Source organism: Cryobacterium lyxosi, from assembly GCF_004403345.1.
GTDB lineage: Bacteria > Actinomycetota > Actinomycetes > Actinomycetales > Microbacteriaceae > Cryobacterium > Cryobacterium lyxosi.
In genome coordinates, this window is sequence record NZ_SOGT01000015.1 from 197,156 (window position 1) to 212,125 (window position 14,970).

The window sequence follows — 14,970 nt, forward strand, 5'->3', positions numbered from 1 at the left end:
GCCGTTTGACGTAGGGCGAGAATCAGGAATCATCACCATGTCCAGCCCGTCTTTGATCGCCGTGCGCGACGATAGTCATATGAGTAGTCCCGGACCCCGAGCTGGTGGTCCGACCTCGAGAAGGTCGTTCACCCCAGCGCAGAAGCTTGCGTACCTGGCCGCGTATGACGCGGCCATCAAGAACAACGAGGGCGGCGCGTATCTGCGCACCGAAGGTTTGTACTCGTCGCAGATCACGGAGTGGCGAAGGCTTCGTGATGCGGGTGTTCTTGCGGGGAAGAAACCTGGGGAGAAGATTGGCCAGTTAACGCCGGAGCAAGCTGAAATCGCCCGGTTGCGCCGCCAGCTGAGCAAGACCGAGCAGCGCCTAAAAACGACGGGGGTGGCGTTGGAGATCATGTCAAAAATGCACGAGCTACTCGAAAGTCTTTCGAAGAGCTCGCGGGACGAAACACCGCATACGAAGCCGTAATGACCGCTTACCGCGAACTAGCCAGCCGAGGAATCTCGACTCGCGTCGCGGCCGACCTGGTCGGGGTCCCTCGGGCGACAGCCACCCGGAAACCACGCAGTCCCGTGGCCGGGCCGGCTCCGATTCCGGCGAACAAAATCGGTGACAGCGACCGTCGGCAGATTCTCGACGTCGTCAATTCGGACTCGTTCGTGGACCTGCCGCCGATTCAGATCTACGCACAGCTGCTCGACGCGGGCACGTACTTGTGCTCAATATCAACGATGTATCGGGTGTTGAACGAGAACCAGCAGGTCAAAGACCGCCGCCGCCAGGCACGCCACCCGGCCCGGGCGATCCCCGAATTGATCGCCACGGGACCGGGCCAGGTGCTCAGCTGGGATATTACGAAACTCGCTGGCCCGGTTAAGGGAAAGTACTTCGATGCTTACGTGATGATCGATATTTACTCCCGTTACATCGTCGGCGCGTATGTTCACGCGTCGGAATCGGGAGAGTTGGCGGTGGAGATGATGAAGGAAATCTTCGGCATTCACGGCGTCCCGCAGGTCGTGCACGCTGACCGCGGCACGTCGATGACGTCCAAGACCGTCGCCGCGTTGCTGTCGGATCTGGAGGTCACCAAGTCGCATTCGAGGCCTCGGGTGAGCAACGATAATCCCTACAGCGAGGCGTGGTTCAAGACCCTCAAATTCTCGCCGACGTTCCCCGAACGCTTCGGCTCGCTCGTCGACGCGAAGACGTTCATGGCTTCGTTCGTCGATGGCTACAACCACGAGAATCGCCATTCCGGGATCGGCCTGAACACGCCCGCCGACGTGCACTACGGCCTCGCAGCAGCGAAAGCCATCCAAGGAGCAGCGACGCTGGACGCGGCACGAGCGCGCTTCCCAGAGCGATTCAGCACAACCCAGGCGCCAAAGATCCTGTCCATTCCCGAGACGGCATGGATCAACAAACCAGCCGACAAACCCACCGAGAATGAACGGCTCGAACTAGCCGCCTAAACTCCCACTGGTCTCATCCGCCTTGACAAGTTCCGCGGCGACAACCGAGACATCCCGATGTGCCCGACCCACAAGGGGACCTTTTGCGGGAAATGGTGTCTGAGCTTATGCGAGCCAGTTTGCGCTGGCGTCGAAAACTTCTTGAAGCTCGTTGATGAAGCGGGCGGCATGGAAACCGTCCGCGGAAGCGTGGTGGATCTGCAGGGTGAACGGGAGTGTCACTTGCCCCGCCTGCTCGACGTATTTACCGAGAGTGAAGATAGGCAGGTAATGGTCGTGTCCATGGGCGATGTTCAGCTCGAATCCACTGAACGACAGCCAGGGCAGACTTGAGATGTCGAAGATGTTCTCTGGCACGTCGCCTTGAGGAAACATTGTGGTCGCCGTTCGATGTGTCGACAGCAACGCCACCGCCTGGTCGTAGAACTGTGAGAAATCCTGGTTATAGTCGGCCCAGACACTCGCGAAGGTCTCGCGGTCGGGATTCAACACAGTGAACGCCGGATGCACGACATTCCAAATTGACGGGTGACCTTCCTTGTCGACAGTCATCCGAAATTCTTCGTGATTGTTCACGACGGAGGCGATCGCCCAGATTTGTGCCGGATAGATTTTTCTGCCGGTATCCCGCAGCGCGGCTACAAAACGGGTCGCATCGAGCTGGACTGTCACGCTGTACGTGCACGGAACACGGGTTCGGTAATGGTCGAAAGGTTCCCGACGCGGCCAGGCAGCTAGGTCAATGGGTGTTTTGTAGTCCACAAAATCATCTTCCCCCATCCCGACGTCCTCGCGGCCAAGCCGTCACAACCGATCCTGAGCGCCCGCAAGCCGGACGGTAACCGGGCGCGTTGAAGCGTGATTCCTCAAGTCGATTCGCTGAGCGAGTTGCCCGCAAGCCGAACCCTGAACGGGCAGCGAACCCTGAGAATCTGTACTCGGCCGAGGGACCTGGATTGGGCAACCCGGCCCCTTCACCGAAGGGGCCCTGGAGCCCGCGAATCGGAGGCAAGCCGGAGAGGTCGCGCTCCAGCAGCGCAGCCGTAGCTGCTCGTTCAGACCCCGTCGACTGATCGAAGGCTCGGACTCGCGCAATGTAAATTTCCTCAGACAGCCAAAACCGTCCGCACGAGTTCGAAGAGTTATTCGACCGGGACCTCGCTCCGACATTGGAAAGCGTTCAACGTTTCGCCATAAATGACGCCACACGCGGCTGGCGCTCATGGTGTCCCACCTGAGTTCAGGCCAATGCGGCCAACTTTTCACGCACCCATGAAGACAGCGTGTCAACTGCCACCTCGCGTCCAGACAGAACAATGCCGAGCGCTTCTTTATATACGACATCACGCACGGGAAGAGGTCGCCCTCTCCCCACCTCTAGCATCGTCAACCCATTCCTGAAATCACGCTTGTGGCCCTTATAAATCACCCAGTGCGCATCGGGGATAGCGGTAGTCAACACTTCACCGAGATATGCCTGCACCTCATTGATCAGTTCAAGCTGACTTGACGTGAATGGACCGCTTCCCGGAACACCGCTCTCGGCTGTGGGTCTTGCCGGGTCCCACCAGGACGGCAGGTCAGCCGTTTCCGTCTCTTTCGGTTCCTTGATGTGCGTCAGGAACCATTCGTTCACGGCGTCCAGGCTTTCGACGCTGCCGTCGAGTTGCGGATCGCCCGGCCCGCTCAACCGATTCCGAAGATGCGCCTGCGCCGGTTTCAATTCCCGGACATATGCCTCGTGCAGTTCCTCGCGCTTTTCGTGGCTGGCGCTCATGGTGTCCCACATGATCTCAGGCTACCCAAAGGGTGAAAGGGATGCCGAAGCGCTCAAGCCGCTCGAATAGAGCGACGTCATGAGTCCGGAGCCCGGCCAATCGGGGTCGAGAAAATCCGGTCTTCATGGGGCGTCCGTCTCCACGCGATGTTGCCCAGCAAGTTCATTCTTTAAAGAACGTTCAACGCATCCGGCACAACTATCGATGCGCACTGACCTCTGAACATCCCCACGTTCGGGGAAATCATCAGGGAGACCGGCTGCAACAGTCTGCACGGACGGCCCGCAAGCCGGACGCTGAGCGGGCGCGTTCAAACGTGATTCAGCTCAAGTCGCTTCGCGGAGCATGTTGCCCGCAAGCCGAACCCTCTGCGGGAATCCTGATCCGATTCGCGACGACATATCCAGGAGCGTTGTAGTGCGTTTGGACTGCGGCATTGATCTATGCCGTCGGCGCCATCCCCGCTGCGATGGCCTGCAGGGCGGCGATGTGGATTTTCATGGCCGCGGACCCAGCCGGTGTCGCAGTCAGCCAGGTACGCGGCCGGTTGCCCACGTATCCCTTGCGCACCACCAGATAGCCCGCCGTCTTTAGCGTGCTGATTGCTTTACTCAAGGCTGAGTCGTCGGTTTCGAGTAGATCGCGAAGGGAAGAGAAGTCAATTTCAACATCTGATCGCAGAGCGGCCATGACCGAGAAGCGCAGCGGTGTGAGCAAGGCATCGTCTAGATCGTGCCGAGGGTGGCCGGCCATTCAGGCTTCCCGGATTGGGGCGGGCCTGAACGACGCAACTACCAACGGAGCTGCAACGCAGATGCCACCAACGAAGCCGACGATGGTGAGATCCCAGTCCGTGCGGGCAAGCACGGCGGCGAGGGCATTCATCAGGAGGAAAGTAGAACCAAAGGCGATCCACTGGACTCGGCCCCATTCTTGGGCGAGACGGGATAAACCCCAACGGCTATCTCGCGTGGACATGATCGCAAGAATCAGTGCCGCGCTCGCTATGGACCAAGCAATGGACGAGGACAACCCTGCTGCTGCGCCGAGCACTCCTAGCCAGCTCCCGAGCACAAGTGTCACCACACGGGCGATCACGCTCAACGGCGCCAGCAATGTGGCGGCCGAGCGGCGAACACCGGCTTCCCGAGCCCGCAGAGCAGACCGGAGCGCCAGGGTGCTGAGCGGCAAAACGGCAAGTGCAACGATCCCGACCAGAATTGGCAACGAGATCCCACCGGGAAATAGGGAAAGCAAGAGAAGCGCTACCAGCGCGAGCGCAGACGCAGTCGAGACCCGCCGTCCGTGAAGGCGAGTCGCTCGAGTATGCTCCGCGGGCAGCTGATCGCGTAGTCCCATCTCGAGCATGGACGCTACAAAAAAGGGAACCAGGAGGAGATGAATAATGTTGAGCCTGGGTATTTCGATGCCGGGACTCACGGTCCAACCTTCGGCCACCACGCTTGCACTACTCAAGATCAACGTCAGGGCGCAGGTGAGGGTTGCCATGGCCATCCATGCTTCAGCAACGGCTCGAGTGCGCGCGTCGATGGCCTCCCCAACCCGGACACCAACGTACTCCCCGGCTTTCAACAGTGATCGAGCATGAGCTGTGGCTCCAGAAACTGTCATCGCATCGCGTGTGTCTTCAGATTGATCGCTCATCTTGTATCCCCAATTGGTCAAGCCCCACTGCATTACTGTCAATATTACATCTAGTTTCCATCTTGCAAGTCACAGAGCAAATCAAGGTAATCGGGCAACTAGATTCTGGAGAGGGGCTAGGTGTCGCCCGGAAGCCGAACCCTATGCGGGACGTTTGGGCTTAGGCCAGGCGGGAGGGGTTTGATTATCGGAAGCTATCTTCCTATAGTGGGACGTATGGCGCGCAGACGACCCGGCACACTTTTTCCGATCGAGGTTGACATTCTAGAGAGCGGGTTCGCGCTCCAAGCGAGCGATGGCAGTTTTTATGGCTTCGCTTTGGCTAGGCATCTCTCCTCCCGCGACGGTTCCGCGCTCACGTCGCACGGCACCCTCTACAAGGCGCTGTCTCGGATGGCTGAATCTGGCATCCTCGATGCCAGCTGGGAAGAACCGGCCAGCGCCGAATCCGAGGGTCGGCCCCGTCGCCGGCTGTACACGGTCACGGCGGAAGGTTCACGTGCCCTCGTCAAAGCCCAGGCTGAAACCCATCGCTCCGAGGCAAGCGTGCCCCGCATTGCACAGGCAGGGGTGACTTTCGCATGAGTATCTTGACGTCCACTTCCTATCATCACGCCGTTTCCCGTGTCTCTCGCTGGTGCTCGTGGTACACCCGCGAAGTTGATGTCGAGGTCGCTGCCACGCGGCGGGACGAACTGGCCTCGGACCTCTATGAACACGCGATCTGGGCCGATGAATCGGGAACGACGCCGCGCGTGGCGGCTCGCGAGATTCTCAGCCGTGCGCTGAGGGGCGCGCCGGCCGACCTGACCTGGCGTCACGCACAGCGGAGAAAAGTCGCTTTGGCGGACCCGACCCGCTTTCGCCGACTTCGGATTGAGGAAGCCGTATCGTCGCTGGTCTTGATCGCGGCTTCTGCCGTGCTGGGCTGGGGATTGTTCGTACTCACCCGAATTGTACTCAGCACGATAGCGGAGCAGATTCGACCTGGCTCCGCGACCGCCATAACAATCGCAGCGTTCACTGCTCTCGCCGCCTGTGGGCTGGTGTTGTTGCTTCGCCCGCGCACTCGTGTCGGGGGCGCGCTCGTTATGGTGCTTCCGAGTTTTGGACTCGTTCACTTTGGGCTCTTCCAGCTCTATTCCCTCAGCGTCACCGTGGGAGCCCTGACATTTACGATGCCAGGGTGGGAGCTTGCCAGCAACAGCCTCATTGTCGGGCTCGGCTTGTTCTTCACTGCGGCAGCGATCTGGTGGTGGCCGGAACACCGGACCACCCCGGCCGACACCAGCACCCGACTCAAAACTATTGGAGAGATGGCCTGATGAAAAAGAAGCTCGCACTCGGCATCGGTGTGGTCGGCGCAGCGCTCCTCACCCTCTCGCTGACGGTCTTCGGAATAGGCGCGGCAACAACGCTCAACCACGCAGACGCGGACCGGCCAGCCACACACGCGGCAGTAAGCGACGTCGTCCCCGCCGCGGCAGTCCTCCCCGACGACGCGATGACCCCCGCGCTAACTGAGACCCCACTAACGTCGGAAGCGTCGGACGCGGATTCGATCGAACCGTCCGACATCGTCGATCCGCTGTCATCCGACGCCTTCATAGCGATGACCCCCGATGAACAGGCCAACGGGCGCGAGTGGATGAAAACGCAGACGATCACGGCGGCCTGCATGAAAGACAAAGGATTCTCGTACACCTTCGAACCATTCTGGGAAAGGGACAACGACAATGCCGTGCATATAGTGACGTGGGTGGACACGCTTCCCGCTTCCGAGCAGGCAGCCGCCCGCCTCGCCCTCAACGGTGACACCGGAGCCGGCGCCGACTACCACTGGGACGACGCGGGATGCTGGGGCTACGCCGTCCACGTCATGGGGAACGACAACAAACACTGACGAGTCGCCGTCATCAGCGGCTCGGCTGCCACTGTGGTTGCCGCGCTGACCCGTCGGTGAAAGGCAAACCGTGCCACACGTCGAAGCTCACGAGAACTTGACTCTCGGAAGGACATCATGACCGACAGCGCAACACCCATTCCACCCATCCGACCCGAAACAATCGATGCCCCCACTACCCAATCGGTCGACATCACACCGTTCGTGACAGAAATGCTGACACAACTCGAGCAGCGCGACGGATCGTCACTGACGACGTAGTCACGATGCCCGCACGGGAATGCCTACAAGGCAGGCATGATCGGTCGTGATACAAAGAGTGTGATGCAAAGAGATGGTTCGGTCATAGATCGGACGCCAGGGGACGGGGCTGTGTGGTCGACGCGAGCAGGCGAAGCAAACGGATGGTCGGGATCGCGCGTCATGGGCGATTAAAACGCTCGAATCCGTACGCCACCGCCCTCAAGCTAGTGGCGGCCGTGCTGACCGTTGCCGTGGTCAGCACCTCAGCCGTAGGCGCTGTGGCGGTGTGGAACTTCAGCAAGACGGTCGACGACAACGCCATCGACATCACCGCTGGCGACACGGCAGCGCCCGTCCCACAGCTCGAAAGCTACGAAAACGGCTTCAACATTCTCATGGTCGGCGTCGACAACGACGCAACTCAGAGCGCGGCCTACGGCGACCGCGACGGCACCCTCAACGATGTGAACATTCTCGTGCACGTGTCCGCAAACCACAGCAACGCTGTCGTCGTGAGCATCCCACGCGACCTCATCGTGGCGCACCCCGAGTGCACCGACGTCACGACCGGAGCCGAGTTTTCGGCGATGGCCGCACGCCCCATCAATGAGGCCATGTCGCGTGGCGGGCTACCGTGTGTGGTCAAGACCGTGTCCGAGCTGACGGGACTCACCATCCCGTACGCCGGACTCATCTCGTTCAACGGGGTCGTGCAAATGAGCGACGCCGTCGGCGGAGTGCCCATCTGCCTGACTGCACCCATCAACGACGACTCCGCAGGCCTGTATCTGCCCGCGGGCACGAGCGTCGTCGCCGGGGACACCGCACTGGCATTTCTGCGCAGCCGCCACGGCGTCGGCGACCAAAGCGACCTGGCACGAATTTCCTCACAACAGATCTACATGGCCTCACTCATGCGCACGGTTCAGGGCAACGGAACACTCACGAGCATTCCGACCCTGATCAACCTCGCCAACGCTGCGGCCACCAATATTAAGCTGTCGACGTCCCTCGCCAACATCGACACCATGGTGTCCATGGCCCTGGCCCTCCAAGACATCGACCTGGATCGGTTGCTGTTCGTGCAATATCCCGGCACGACCGGAGACTCCAACTTCCCCGGCAAGGTCGTTCCCCTGAAAGCGGTGGCCGCCGACATGTTCACCAAACTCGCCGCCGATGAGCCCTTCACTCTTCCGGGGACAACGCCAACACCGGCACCAACACCGGATGCACCGGTGCCGGTCGAAACGTCAACGCCGGCTCCGAGCGAAAGCGTCGTCCCCACCCCACAGCCGACCGTTCAAGCGTTGGACGGACTCACCGGTCAAACAGCGCAGGATGACTCGTGCGCCCAAGCCTCCACCGGGTAACAGATCACACCGCACTATAAAACGGACGAAATAGGCGTAGGTATTTCCGGTCCGCCACGAACAATGCCTTGTCCTCCCCGTATGACGTCCCGTAAGCCGAACCGTCTACGGGACGGGTCATGCAGTTCAAGGGACAGATGTTGCCTGGCGACCGGATGTGATGGTCGTTAAATCGGGCATGCTCACGCCGTGGTGGCGCCGAGTGCAGATTTCGATTGAAGGCGTTGTGTGGGTTCGGGTCTTGCTGAGCGTTTCAAACCGAGGGCCGGCGCTTCGAGATAATGCCAGGAGAGAGTCGCGACCGCCAGAGTGAAGACGATCGTCAATGCCACCGAGAACGTGACCGGAAGATCTGGATTCACTTGGATGACCAGCTGCTGGATTGGATATCCCCACAAGTAGACGCCGTAGGACAAGTCGACGCCAGAGCTCGATTCTCGAGAGCGCAGTGCAATGGCAAGGACGGTCGCGGGTACGACAAGCCACGCAGCGGTCGTTGCGACCGGTGCGTTGAATTCGCCGAGCAGAACCCACCCGATGGCGAGGCCCACGATGAGCACGGTCGGGAAATGCCGACGATCCACGCGGAGGTGGCAGGCGAGGGCGCCGATCGCGAAGTAGGAGCACACCGCTCCGGCCGGACGCAGCGATTCCAGCGAGCTTCCAGCGGGTTGCAGTGCGAGAGCGATGGCTACCACGCCGAGGACGAGGGTTCCGATCCAAGCGAATCTCCGCAGCGCGATGCCGAGAAGCGCCGTCGCGAGGTAGCAGCAGGCTTCGATGCCCAGCGTCCACAGGGACCCGTTCATGGCCGGCGAGACGTGGGAGTCGAAGACACCGGGGAGTTCGTACTGGGGGACGAGCAGCACACCGGAGAGGTAGAGCCAGGTCTGCGAGGTACTCAGGTATTCGCGCAGGGTGAGGTCGGTTGCGAGCGGCCCGATGACGACGACTGTGAGGAGCACGACCGCCGCGAGGGCGGGCAGGATGCGTAATGCTCGATTGCGCACGAAGGACGGAATGTTGGGCCAGCGGTTCCAACTCGACGTGATCAGGTACCCGCTGATCGTGAAAAAGATATACAGCCCGAGGGTGTGGAGAGGGATCCCGCCCACGCGTGGTGCCGGCGTTATACCGTTCAGGACGTACCCGTGCCCGACGACCACGGCAACAGCCGCGAGAAGTCTTAGCTGCCGCATGAGGCGAGCCAGTTGTTCACTGTGGTGCGCGCTTCTGTGATGTTGTGGACGCCGATGAGGTCTTGAACCTCGGCGGGCGTATAGGCGATGGCGGGGAGACGCAGCTCGACGGAGTGCTCCATGCGCGGGAGCGCGGCTTCCGGTTCCGCACCCAGGAGCAGGGCGATGGCATATTGCACGCCCTGTTCCCGCCCAAACGTGGGGCCGTCAACGGCACCTGGCACTACGCAGCTTTCGGAGGTGTACACCGCTTGTCCGTAGCTGGCGAGGATCGCAGCGTCCGAGTCGCCTAAACGCATGGAGACCGCATTGATCGGGGACCCGTGTTCCTGCCCATCGCTCAGGCCGCTGACATACGGGGTAACGGCCGCTCGCATTGGGAGGCCGGCAGCGACTCCACGGTGAAAAGCCTCGGTCACGACGGGACGGATCGCAGGTCCGTACTCGGCATCCTGCTCAGGCCAGAGGCACACTTGCGGGGATGTGCCCTCGCATTGCAATTCGGTGAGGTCCCGTGCGACCTGACTGGCTTGACCCAGGGCAGGAACGGACGGTGAGACCGCCACGAGTATCGCCACGATTGTCACTGCCACGCCAGCGAACGACACCGACCTTCGCGCGCCGGGGCGTACGGCGACCAACAGCAGGGAGATTGCGGCGAGTGCTGCGCCACCGGCGATGGCGATGAGCTGAGCCTGCGGATGCGGGACGACATCGACCCAGAGGCAGCACTGCGTCAGGCCGGCGCCGGTCACATTGCGCCACGCCAGCACAACACCATCGAGGGGCGCCGAGTACCACGCGTACAGCAGCACGCCCGCGACAGGAACCGCCAGCACCGGGCGCAACACGGCACCGAGAGCGAAACCTACGGCCACCGCACCAAGTGCAAGACCGGCAAACGCCAGCGGAACGATCAGTGCGCTCGGCAATCCCGTCGCGGGGAGGCCAGAAACGAGAAGGCTCAAAAGAACAACCATCAGGTAACCGAGCAGCAGACTGGCCAGCACCGGCGCCATCGCCCATGCAGCCCTGGCTACGAGCCTCCGCGGCCCAACGCCTGAAGCGGCTCGCCGGCCGTGCTGGTGCCCTGTCATGGCGGCGATTGCCGCCGCCAGCGGGAGTGCAAACGGTGCCGACGATCCACCCGCCGTCAGGACCGCAGGCCAATAGCGCTCCACCAAAAACGCGTTCGGCCCCTGCCCCGATGCCCACAGCATCACGATCAGCAGGACCAGGCCACCCCAAAAACTGGGCGACGTTCGAGCTCGCAGCCAGAGACCCCGGCTGCCGAGATGAAAATCCTCCAGCAGGTCCCCGTGCCGTCGCTGGCGCACCTCGACGAGCGTGTCAACCACTTCAGCTCCGTACTGCTCCCGCCACCACTCGGGGAAAAGCCGGATCGCCAACCGGGTCGTCGGCCCGAGTGGCTCCACCGTCACGGGGTAACTCATGCCCAGGCTCCGCCACCCCAGCCGAAGGCGAAACCAGGCCGGTGCCGGAGGCGGATAGTCGCCCGAGCAGCAAGCTGCTCCATCCGAGCGATCTCCTGAGTCAGGGTCGCAGCGCCATCATGTGTCAGTTCGTAATATCGACGCAGCCGGCCCTCGATGACTTCCTCCCCCGCAGGGGCGATAAGACCCTCCTTCCGCAATCGATCCAGTGCCGTGTACAAAGTAGCGACACGCAGGGTCACTCGACCGCCCGACAACGTCTCCGCCTCAGCGATCAGGCCGTAACCATGTTTCCGGCCCTCCGCTAGAGCCGCAAGGATCAGAAATGTGGGCTCATGAAGGGCGGCAGAAGACATGACATCAACATACATCAGTTACCGATACATATCAATGTGCGAGCGTTCATGCGTTGATCTTCACGACACCGCTCACAAGATCGTCGCTAACCAGCAACAGGTGCGAAGACACTACAAGGCGACCCTCGGCTCGCTTTTCGTAAGGGGAACCCTCTGCGGGCACTCACCATCGCGGTGCTGGGCGTCTCGTTTCATCTACGCCGATTGCAATTGATTTACGACGGGCGCGGGTTTGGAGTTTCTGAGTATCGGCACGGTTGCGGCTATCAGGAGGATGAAGGACACCGCGGCGCCGATGATGAATCCCAGACGGGGCTCTATGGCGTCCATGGCGAACCCCACCATGACGGCGGCAACGGCGGCACCAGCGTTGACTGCCGCGTTGATCCAGCTCGATGCCTCGGTGCGCACCTCTGTAGCGGTGAGGTCGTCAGCGAGTAAGTAGCCGGTCACGAGCGACGGGGCGAGGAAGAAGCCCACCGCAGCGAGTCCGAAGCCGAGGATCACGACAAACTCAATTGTGGTGAGCAGTGCGCACAGCGCGGTCATGACTGTGGCCAAGGTGAGAAGTCGTTTTACGAGCGAGCTCCTCCAGGTTCGCTGGCCGTAGAGCAGGCCTCCGACTGCGCTTCCCGCTGCGAAAGAGGCGAGAAGGATGCCGGCCAGGGCGACCGATCCTTCGCTGTCGGCGACTGCGGGTGCGACCACCTCCACGGTCCCGAGTACGACACCCACGCCGAGTAGCGCGGTCAGCACTGCGACGAACCCGGTCTGTCGTAATGGCCGTGAACTCTTCTTGGGGGAAACGGTGACGGCAACAAGCTGTCGCGAAAGCGAGCTGCTTGTCATGCCGACGGTCCCGGCCAGCGCCACCGCGGCAGTAGCGAGCAGTCCGACCGGCGGCGACGCCGCACTGAGAATGGCCGCCGCGATCAATGGCCCCGTCGTGAACAGCAATTCCTCACAGACCGCATCGATGCTGTACGCCTTCGTCCGCAGCGCTCCCGGCGCGGTCAGCGAACCCCAGAGCACACGCATCGAGGCGCCGAGCGGTGGCGGGAACATCCCGACGATGGCCGCCAATGCAACGAGCGCCCCGGACGAAGGGTCGGGCTGGGCTGTCAGCGCAGCAATACCGCCGAGGCCGACCGCGAAGGCGATGGCTAGCGAGTTGAGTGCGAACCGCTGTCCGCGCCGGTCGACGAATCGTGCGCGGTACGGTGAAGCTATCACGTTCGCGAGCCCGAAAGCCCCCGTAGCCGCGCCGGCGACCGCGAAAGAATCCGTGCTCTCTTGTACCGCGAAGAGCAGCACTAAGGTCACCATGGCAAATGAGAGTCGCCCGACGAGCGCGGGGACAAAGACCCTGAGCGCGCCGGTCGTGCGCAGTACCTCGAGGTAGCCGCTACTCATGTGCGCGGATGGTGTCGTGGTTTACGACTTCGAACAATGCGAGGGTGGCACTCATCCGGATGCCTTCTGGTGTGGCGGAGGGCACGGCCTCATCGTGGATGAGTTTTCCGATCTCGCGTGACATGTCGCGGATACGTTCCCATGCCTCGCGGGAGACGGTGACCTCCGCCTCGGTGAACACGAATTCGGATTCTGACAGATAACGCGCGCTTCGAGCGATCAGCTCTGCGGCGAGGGAACCCATCAGAGCCTGGTGTTCGTCGACGCGTCCCGAACCGAGCGCTTCGCCGCTCGCGGAGTCGTGTCGGTAGCGCTTGGCGGTCCCGCCACGAATATTCGCCTCCTCGACCAGCTGCACGAGTCCCGACTGAGCCAAACGACGCAGGTGATAACTCACGTTCGCTTGGCTCTCGCCCAAGACCCTCGCCGCCTCCGTAGCGCTGAGAGCCTCTGCAGTCAGAAGCGAAAGCAAACGCAGGCGCAACGGGTGAGCTACGGCCCGGAGGCCATCAAGATCCGGCATGCCCAAACGATATGCCAAACAACACCCAACCTCCAAATTGTTCTTTTGCGGTCACCTGTCCGGAGCAAATGCCGACGCAGCTCACGGCACCGTCCGAGCTGAAGTGCCCTAAAACCTGACGATGATCGGACTCACGTTTGGATCGAAACGGCCTGTCCGCCGGCACCGAGCGTCGCGCCCGGAGAGGAACCTCTTGCGGGACAAATGGCGCGTCGGCGAAAAGTGGTCAGTGTGGTGTTTTGATGAGCGTTGCCAGAGTCATTGGAAGCTTCTTGCAGTTGTAACGACGGAGGCGATCCTCCTCGACTGCGATGGCAATTTCATCGCGATGGAATCGTTCGGTATCTGCCGGAGAAATCTCATGCTGAATATGTATGCTCAGAGCGAGATATCGAGGAATGACGACACGTTGGACGGAAGTATATGCAGTCGGATCCGGGTCCCACCCCAGATGAAAACTTGGTTGAGGTTTTCAAGGCCCTGGGTAATCCGATTCGACTCCGAATACTTCAATGGTTGAAGAATCCTGAAGTCAATTTCGCCGACTACGAGCCGATTGCTGACCGCGTTGAGGTCGGCGTGTGCGTGAGTCACATTCAAGCGAAAGCCGGGCTGGCGCAGTCCACCATCTCGGCCTACATGGCTGTACTCGAACGAGCTGGCCTCGTCACGTCAACCCGGATCGGCAAGTGGACGCACTACCGGCGAGATGAGACGCACATTGAAAAGCTCGTGAATTCCTTGGGGCGAGACCTGTAACGCCCGGGAAAGTTGATTACCGCTTACTCGCGTCTTTCGCCATATCGTTATTATCCGATATGACGATACGATGCGCATATGAACTTGCCCCCGGACGCAGCCGAGCACACTGCGAAACCAACAGCCTTGATAGTGCACGCTCATCCCGAACCTAATTCATTTAGTAATGCGCAGATGCGGTCTGCAAGATCATCCCTGCAGGACCAGGGCTACGACGTCAAAACTATATATTTGTACGAGAACGGCTGGTCACCCGTGCTTGATCACTCAGAGTTCCCGTCGGCCTCGACATACTTCAAGCCGCAGGCCGAACAAATGGCCGCAGCAAACGCTGGAACTCTCGCGCTTGAAGTTCGTGCAGACCTCGACGCGCTACTAGATGCCGATCTCCTCGTACTGTCGTTCCCCCTCTGGTGGTTCTCCCTCCCCGCCATTCTTAAGGGCTGGATTGATCGAGTCTTTGTCATGGGAGCCGTTTTCGGAGGCGATCACGGACTCTTCGACCAGGCTGCCCTTGCAGGTCACAAAGCCGTCTTGCTCATCACCACCGGCGGTTCGCTGGCCTCGTTCGGTGAGGGCCGCCGATTCGGCGTCCTCGACACGCACCTATTCCACATACATTTCGGAATGCTTCGCTTCGTCGGCTACGACGTTCTGGAACCGATCGTCACGTACGGGCCAGCTCACCTCGACGCCGATAATCGTAAAGCCGCGCTCTCGGCAATTCATGAGGCGTTCGAACGAATTGCCACACGAGCCGCGCTACCGCTCACCACACCGGCCCCACCTCAAAATCCCTAAAGAGACGCCAAAATGCACGACCCG

The 14,970-nt window shown here is 61.1% G+C and carries 17 protein-coding genes; 8 read left to right on the top strand and 9 right to left on the bottom strand.

The annotated features are described in order from the left end of the window. The first annotated feature begins 79 nt into the window (after nt 1-79). A protein-coding gene (locus tag E3T27_RS14400) for an IS3 family transposase (RefSeq protein ID WP_134573709.1) occupies nt 80-1,479 on the top strand; the annotation gives its coding sequence in 2 pieces (ribosomal slippage) (nt 80-401 and nt 401-1,479; 1,401 coding nt in all). Between the two features lie 105 nt (nt 1,480-1,584). On the opposite strand, the gene catA is transcribed toward E3T27_RS14400, so the two are convergent. The 4 genes from catA to E3T27_RS14420 all read right to left on the bottom strand — a co-directional run bounded on the left by catA (nt 1,585) and on the right by E3T27_RS14420 (nt 4,955). Continuing rightward, on the bottom strand, nt 1,585-2,259 hold the full coding sequence (gene catA / locus E3T27_RS14405; RefSeq protein ID WP_134573538.1) for a type A chloramphenicol O-acetyltransferase: 675 nt from the start codon (nt 2,257-2,259) through the stop codon (nt 1,585-1,587). Nucleotides 2,260-2,719: 460 nt separating this feature from the next. Continuing rightward, complete coding sequence (locus E3T27_RS14410; protein WP_134573540.1) at nt 2,720-3,268, bottom strand: hypothetical protein; 549 nt, start codon at nt 3,266-3,268, stop codon at nt 2,720-2,722. Nucleotides 3,269-3,698: 430 nt separating this feature from the next. Beyond that, nucleotides 3,699-3,974, bottom strand: a complete 276-nt coding sequence (locus tag E3T27_RS14415; protein ID WP_241991182.1) for a winged helix-turn-helix domain-containing protein — start codon at nt 3,972-3,974, stop codon at nt 3,699-3,701. A 36-nt stretch (nt 3,975-4,010) separates the two neighbouring features. Next, nucleotides 4,011-4,955 (bottom strand): hypothetical protein, encoded by a 945-nt coding sequence (locus E3T27_RS14420; protein ID WP_134573542.1) that lies wholly within the window; start codon nt 4,953-4,955, stop codon nt 4,011-4,013. A 183-nt stretch (nt 4,956-5,138) separates the two neighbouring features. On the opposite strand from E3T27_RS14420, the gene E3T27_RS14425 reads away from it, so the two are divergent. From E3T27_RS14425 to E3T27_RS14440, 5 genes are all read left to right on the top strand, one after another. Continuing rightward, nucleotides 5,139-5,507, top strand: a complete 369-nt coding sequence (locus tag E3T27_RS14425) for a PadR family transcriptional regulator (RefSeq protein WP_134573544.1) — start codon at nt 5,139-5,141, stop codon at nt 5,505-5,507. Further along, a complete protein-coding gene (locus E3T27_RS14430) occupies nt 5,504-6,247 on the top strand; it encodes a hypothetical protein (protein ID WP_134573546.1) in 744 nt (247 codons plus the stop codon). Before E3T27_RS14425 ends, E3T27_RS14430 begins: the two co-directional genes overlap by 4 nt. Beyond that, complete coding sequence (locus tag E3T27_RS14435) at nt 6,247-6,825, top strand: hypothetical protein (protein WP_134573548.1); 579 nt, start codon at nt 6,247-6,249, stop codon at nt 6,823-6,825. Before E3T27_RS14430 ends, E3T27_RS14435 begins: the two co-directional genes overlap by 1 nt. Before the next feature lie 117 nt (nt 6,826-6,942). Beyond that, nucleotides 6,943-7,086 (top strand): hypothetical protein, encoded by a 144-nt coding sequence (locus E3T27_RS16640; RefSeq protein ID WP_158252419.1) that lies wholly within the window; start codon nt 6,943-6,945, stop codon nt 7,084-7,086. A gap of 143 nt (nt 7,087-7,229) precedes the next feature. Further along, nucleotides 7,230-8,441, top strand: coding sequence for an LCP family protein (locus tag E3T27_RS14440; protein WP_134573550.1), 1,212 nt, complete (start codon nt 7,230-7,232; stop codon nt 8,439-8,441). Nucleotides 8,442-8,623: 182 nt separating this feature from the next. On the opposite strand, the gene E3T27_RS14445 is transcribed toward E3T27_RS14440, so the two are convergent. From E3T27_RS14445 to E3T27_RS14465, 5 genes are all read right to left on the bottom strand, one after another. Continuing rightward, on the bottom strand, nt 8,624-9,640 hold the full coding sequence (locus E3T27_RS14445) for an acyltransferase family protein (protein ID WP_134573552.1): 1,017 nt from the start codon (nt 9,638-9,640) through the stop codon (nt 8,624-8,626). After that, nucleotides 9,628-11,094: a hypothetical protein gene (locus E3T27_RS14450; protein WP_134573554.1), complete on the bottom strand. Its 1,467-nt coding sequence runs from the start codon at nt 11,092-11,094 to the stop codon at nt 9,628-9,630. Before E3T27_RS14450 ends, E3T27_RS14445 begins: the two co-directional genes overlap by 13 nt. Further along, entirely contained in the window at nt 11,091-11,450 is a 360-nt protein-coding gene (locus tag E3T27_RS14455; protein WP_134573556.1) for a PadR family transcriptional regulator, read from the bottom strand. The genes E3T27_RS14450 and E3T27_RS14455 overlap by 4 nt, the downstream gene beginning before the upstream one ends. Before the next feature lie 195 nt (nt 11,451-11,645). Further along, entirely contained in the window at nt 11,646-12,863 is a 1,218-nt protein-coding gene (locus tag E3T27_RS14460) for an MFS transporter (RefSeq protein WP_134573558.1), read from the bottom strand. Then, entirely contained in the window at nt 12,856-13,386 is a 531-nt protein-coding gene (locus E3T27_RS14465; RefSeq protein ID WP_134573559.1) for a winged helix-turn-helix domain-containing protein, read from the bottom strand. Before E3T27_RS14465 ends, E3T27_RS14460 begins: the two co-directional genes overlap by 8 nt. Before the next feature lie 423 nt (nt 13,387-13,809). Here E3T27_RS14465 and E3T27_RS14470 point away from each other — a divergent pair, with 423 nt between their 5' ends. Further along, nucleotides 13,810-14,145, top strand: coding sequence for an ArsR/SmtB family transcription factor (locus E3T27_RS14470; protein ID WP_134573561.1), 336 nt, complete (start codon nt 13,810-13,812; stop codon nt 14,143-14,145). A 78-nt stretch (nt 14,146-14,223) separates the two neighbouring features. After that, on the top strand, nt 14,224-14,946 hold the full coding sequence (locus tag E3T27_RS14475; RefSeq protein ID WP_134573563.1) for an NAD(P)H-dependent oxidoreductase: 723 nt from the start codon (nt 14,224-14,226) through the stop codon (nt 14,944-14,946). Nucleotides 14,947-14,970: the final 24 nt, after the last annotated feature.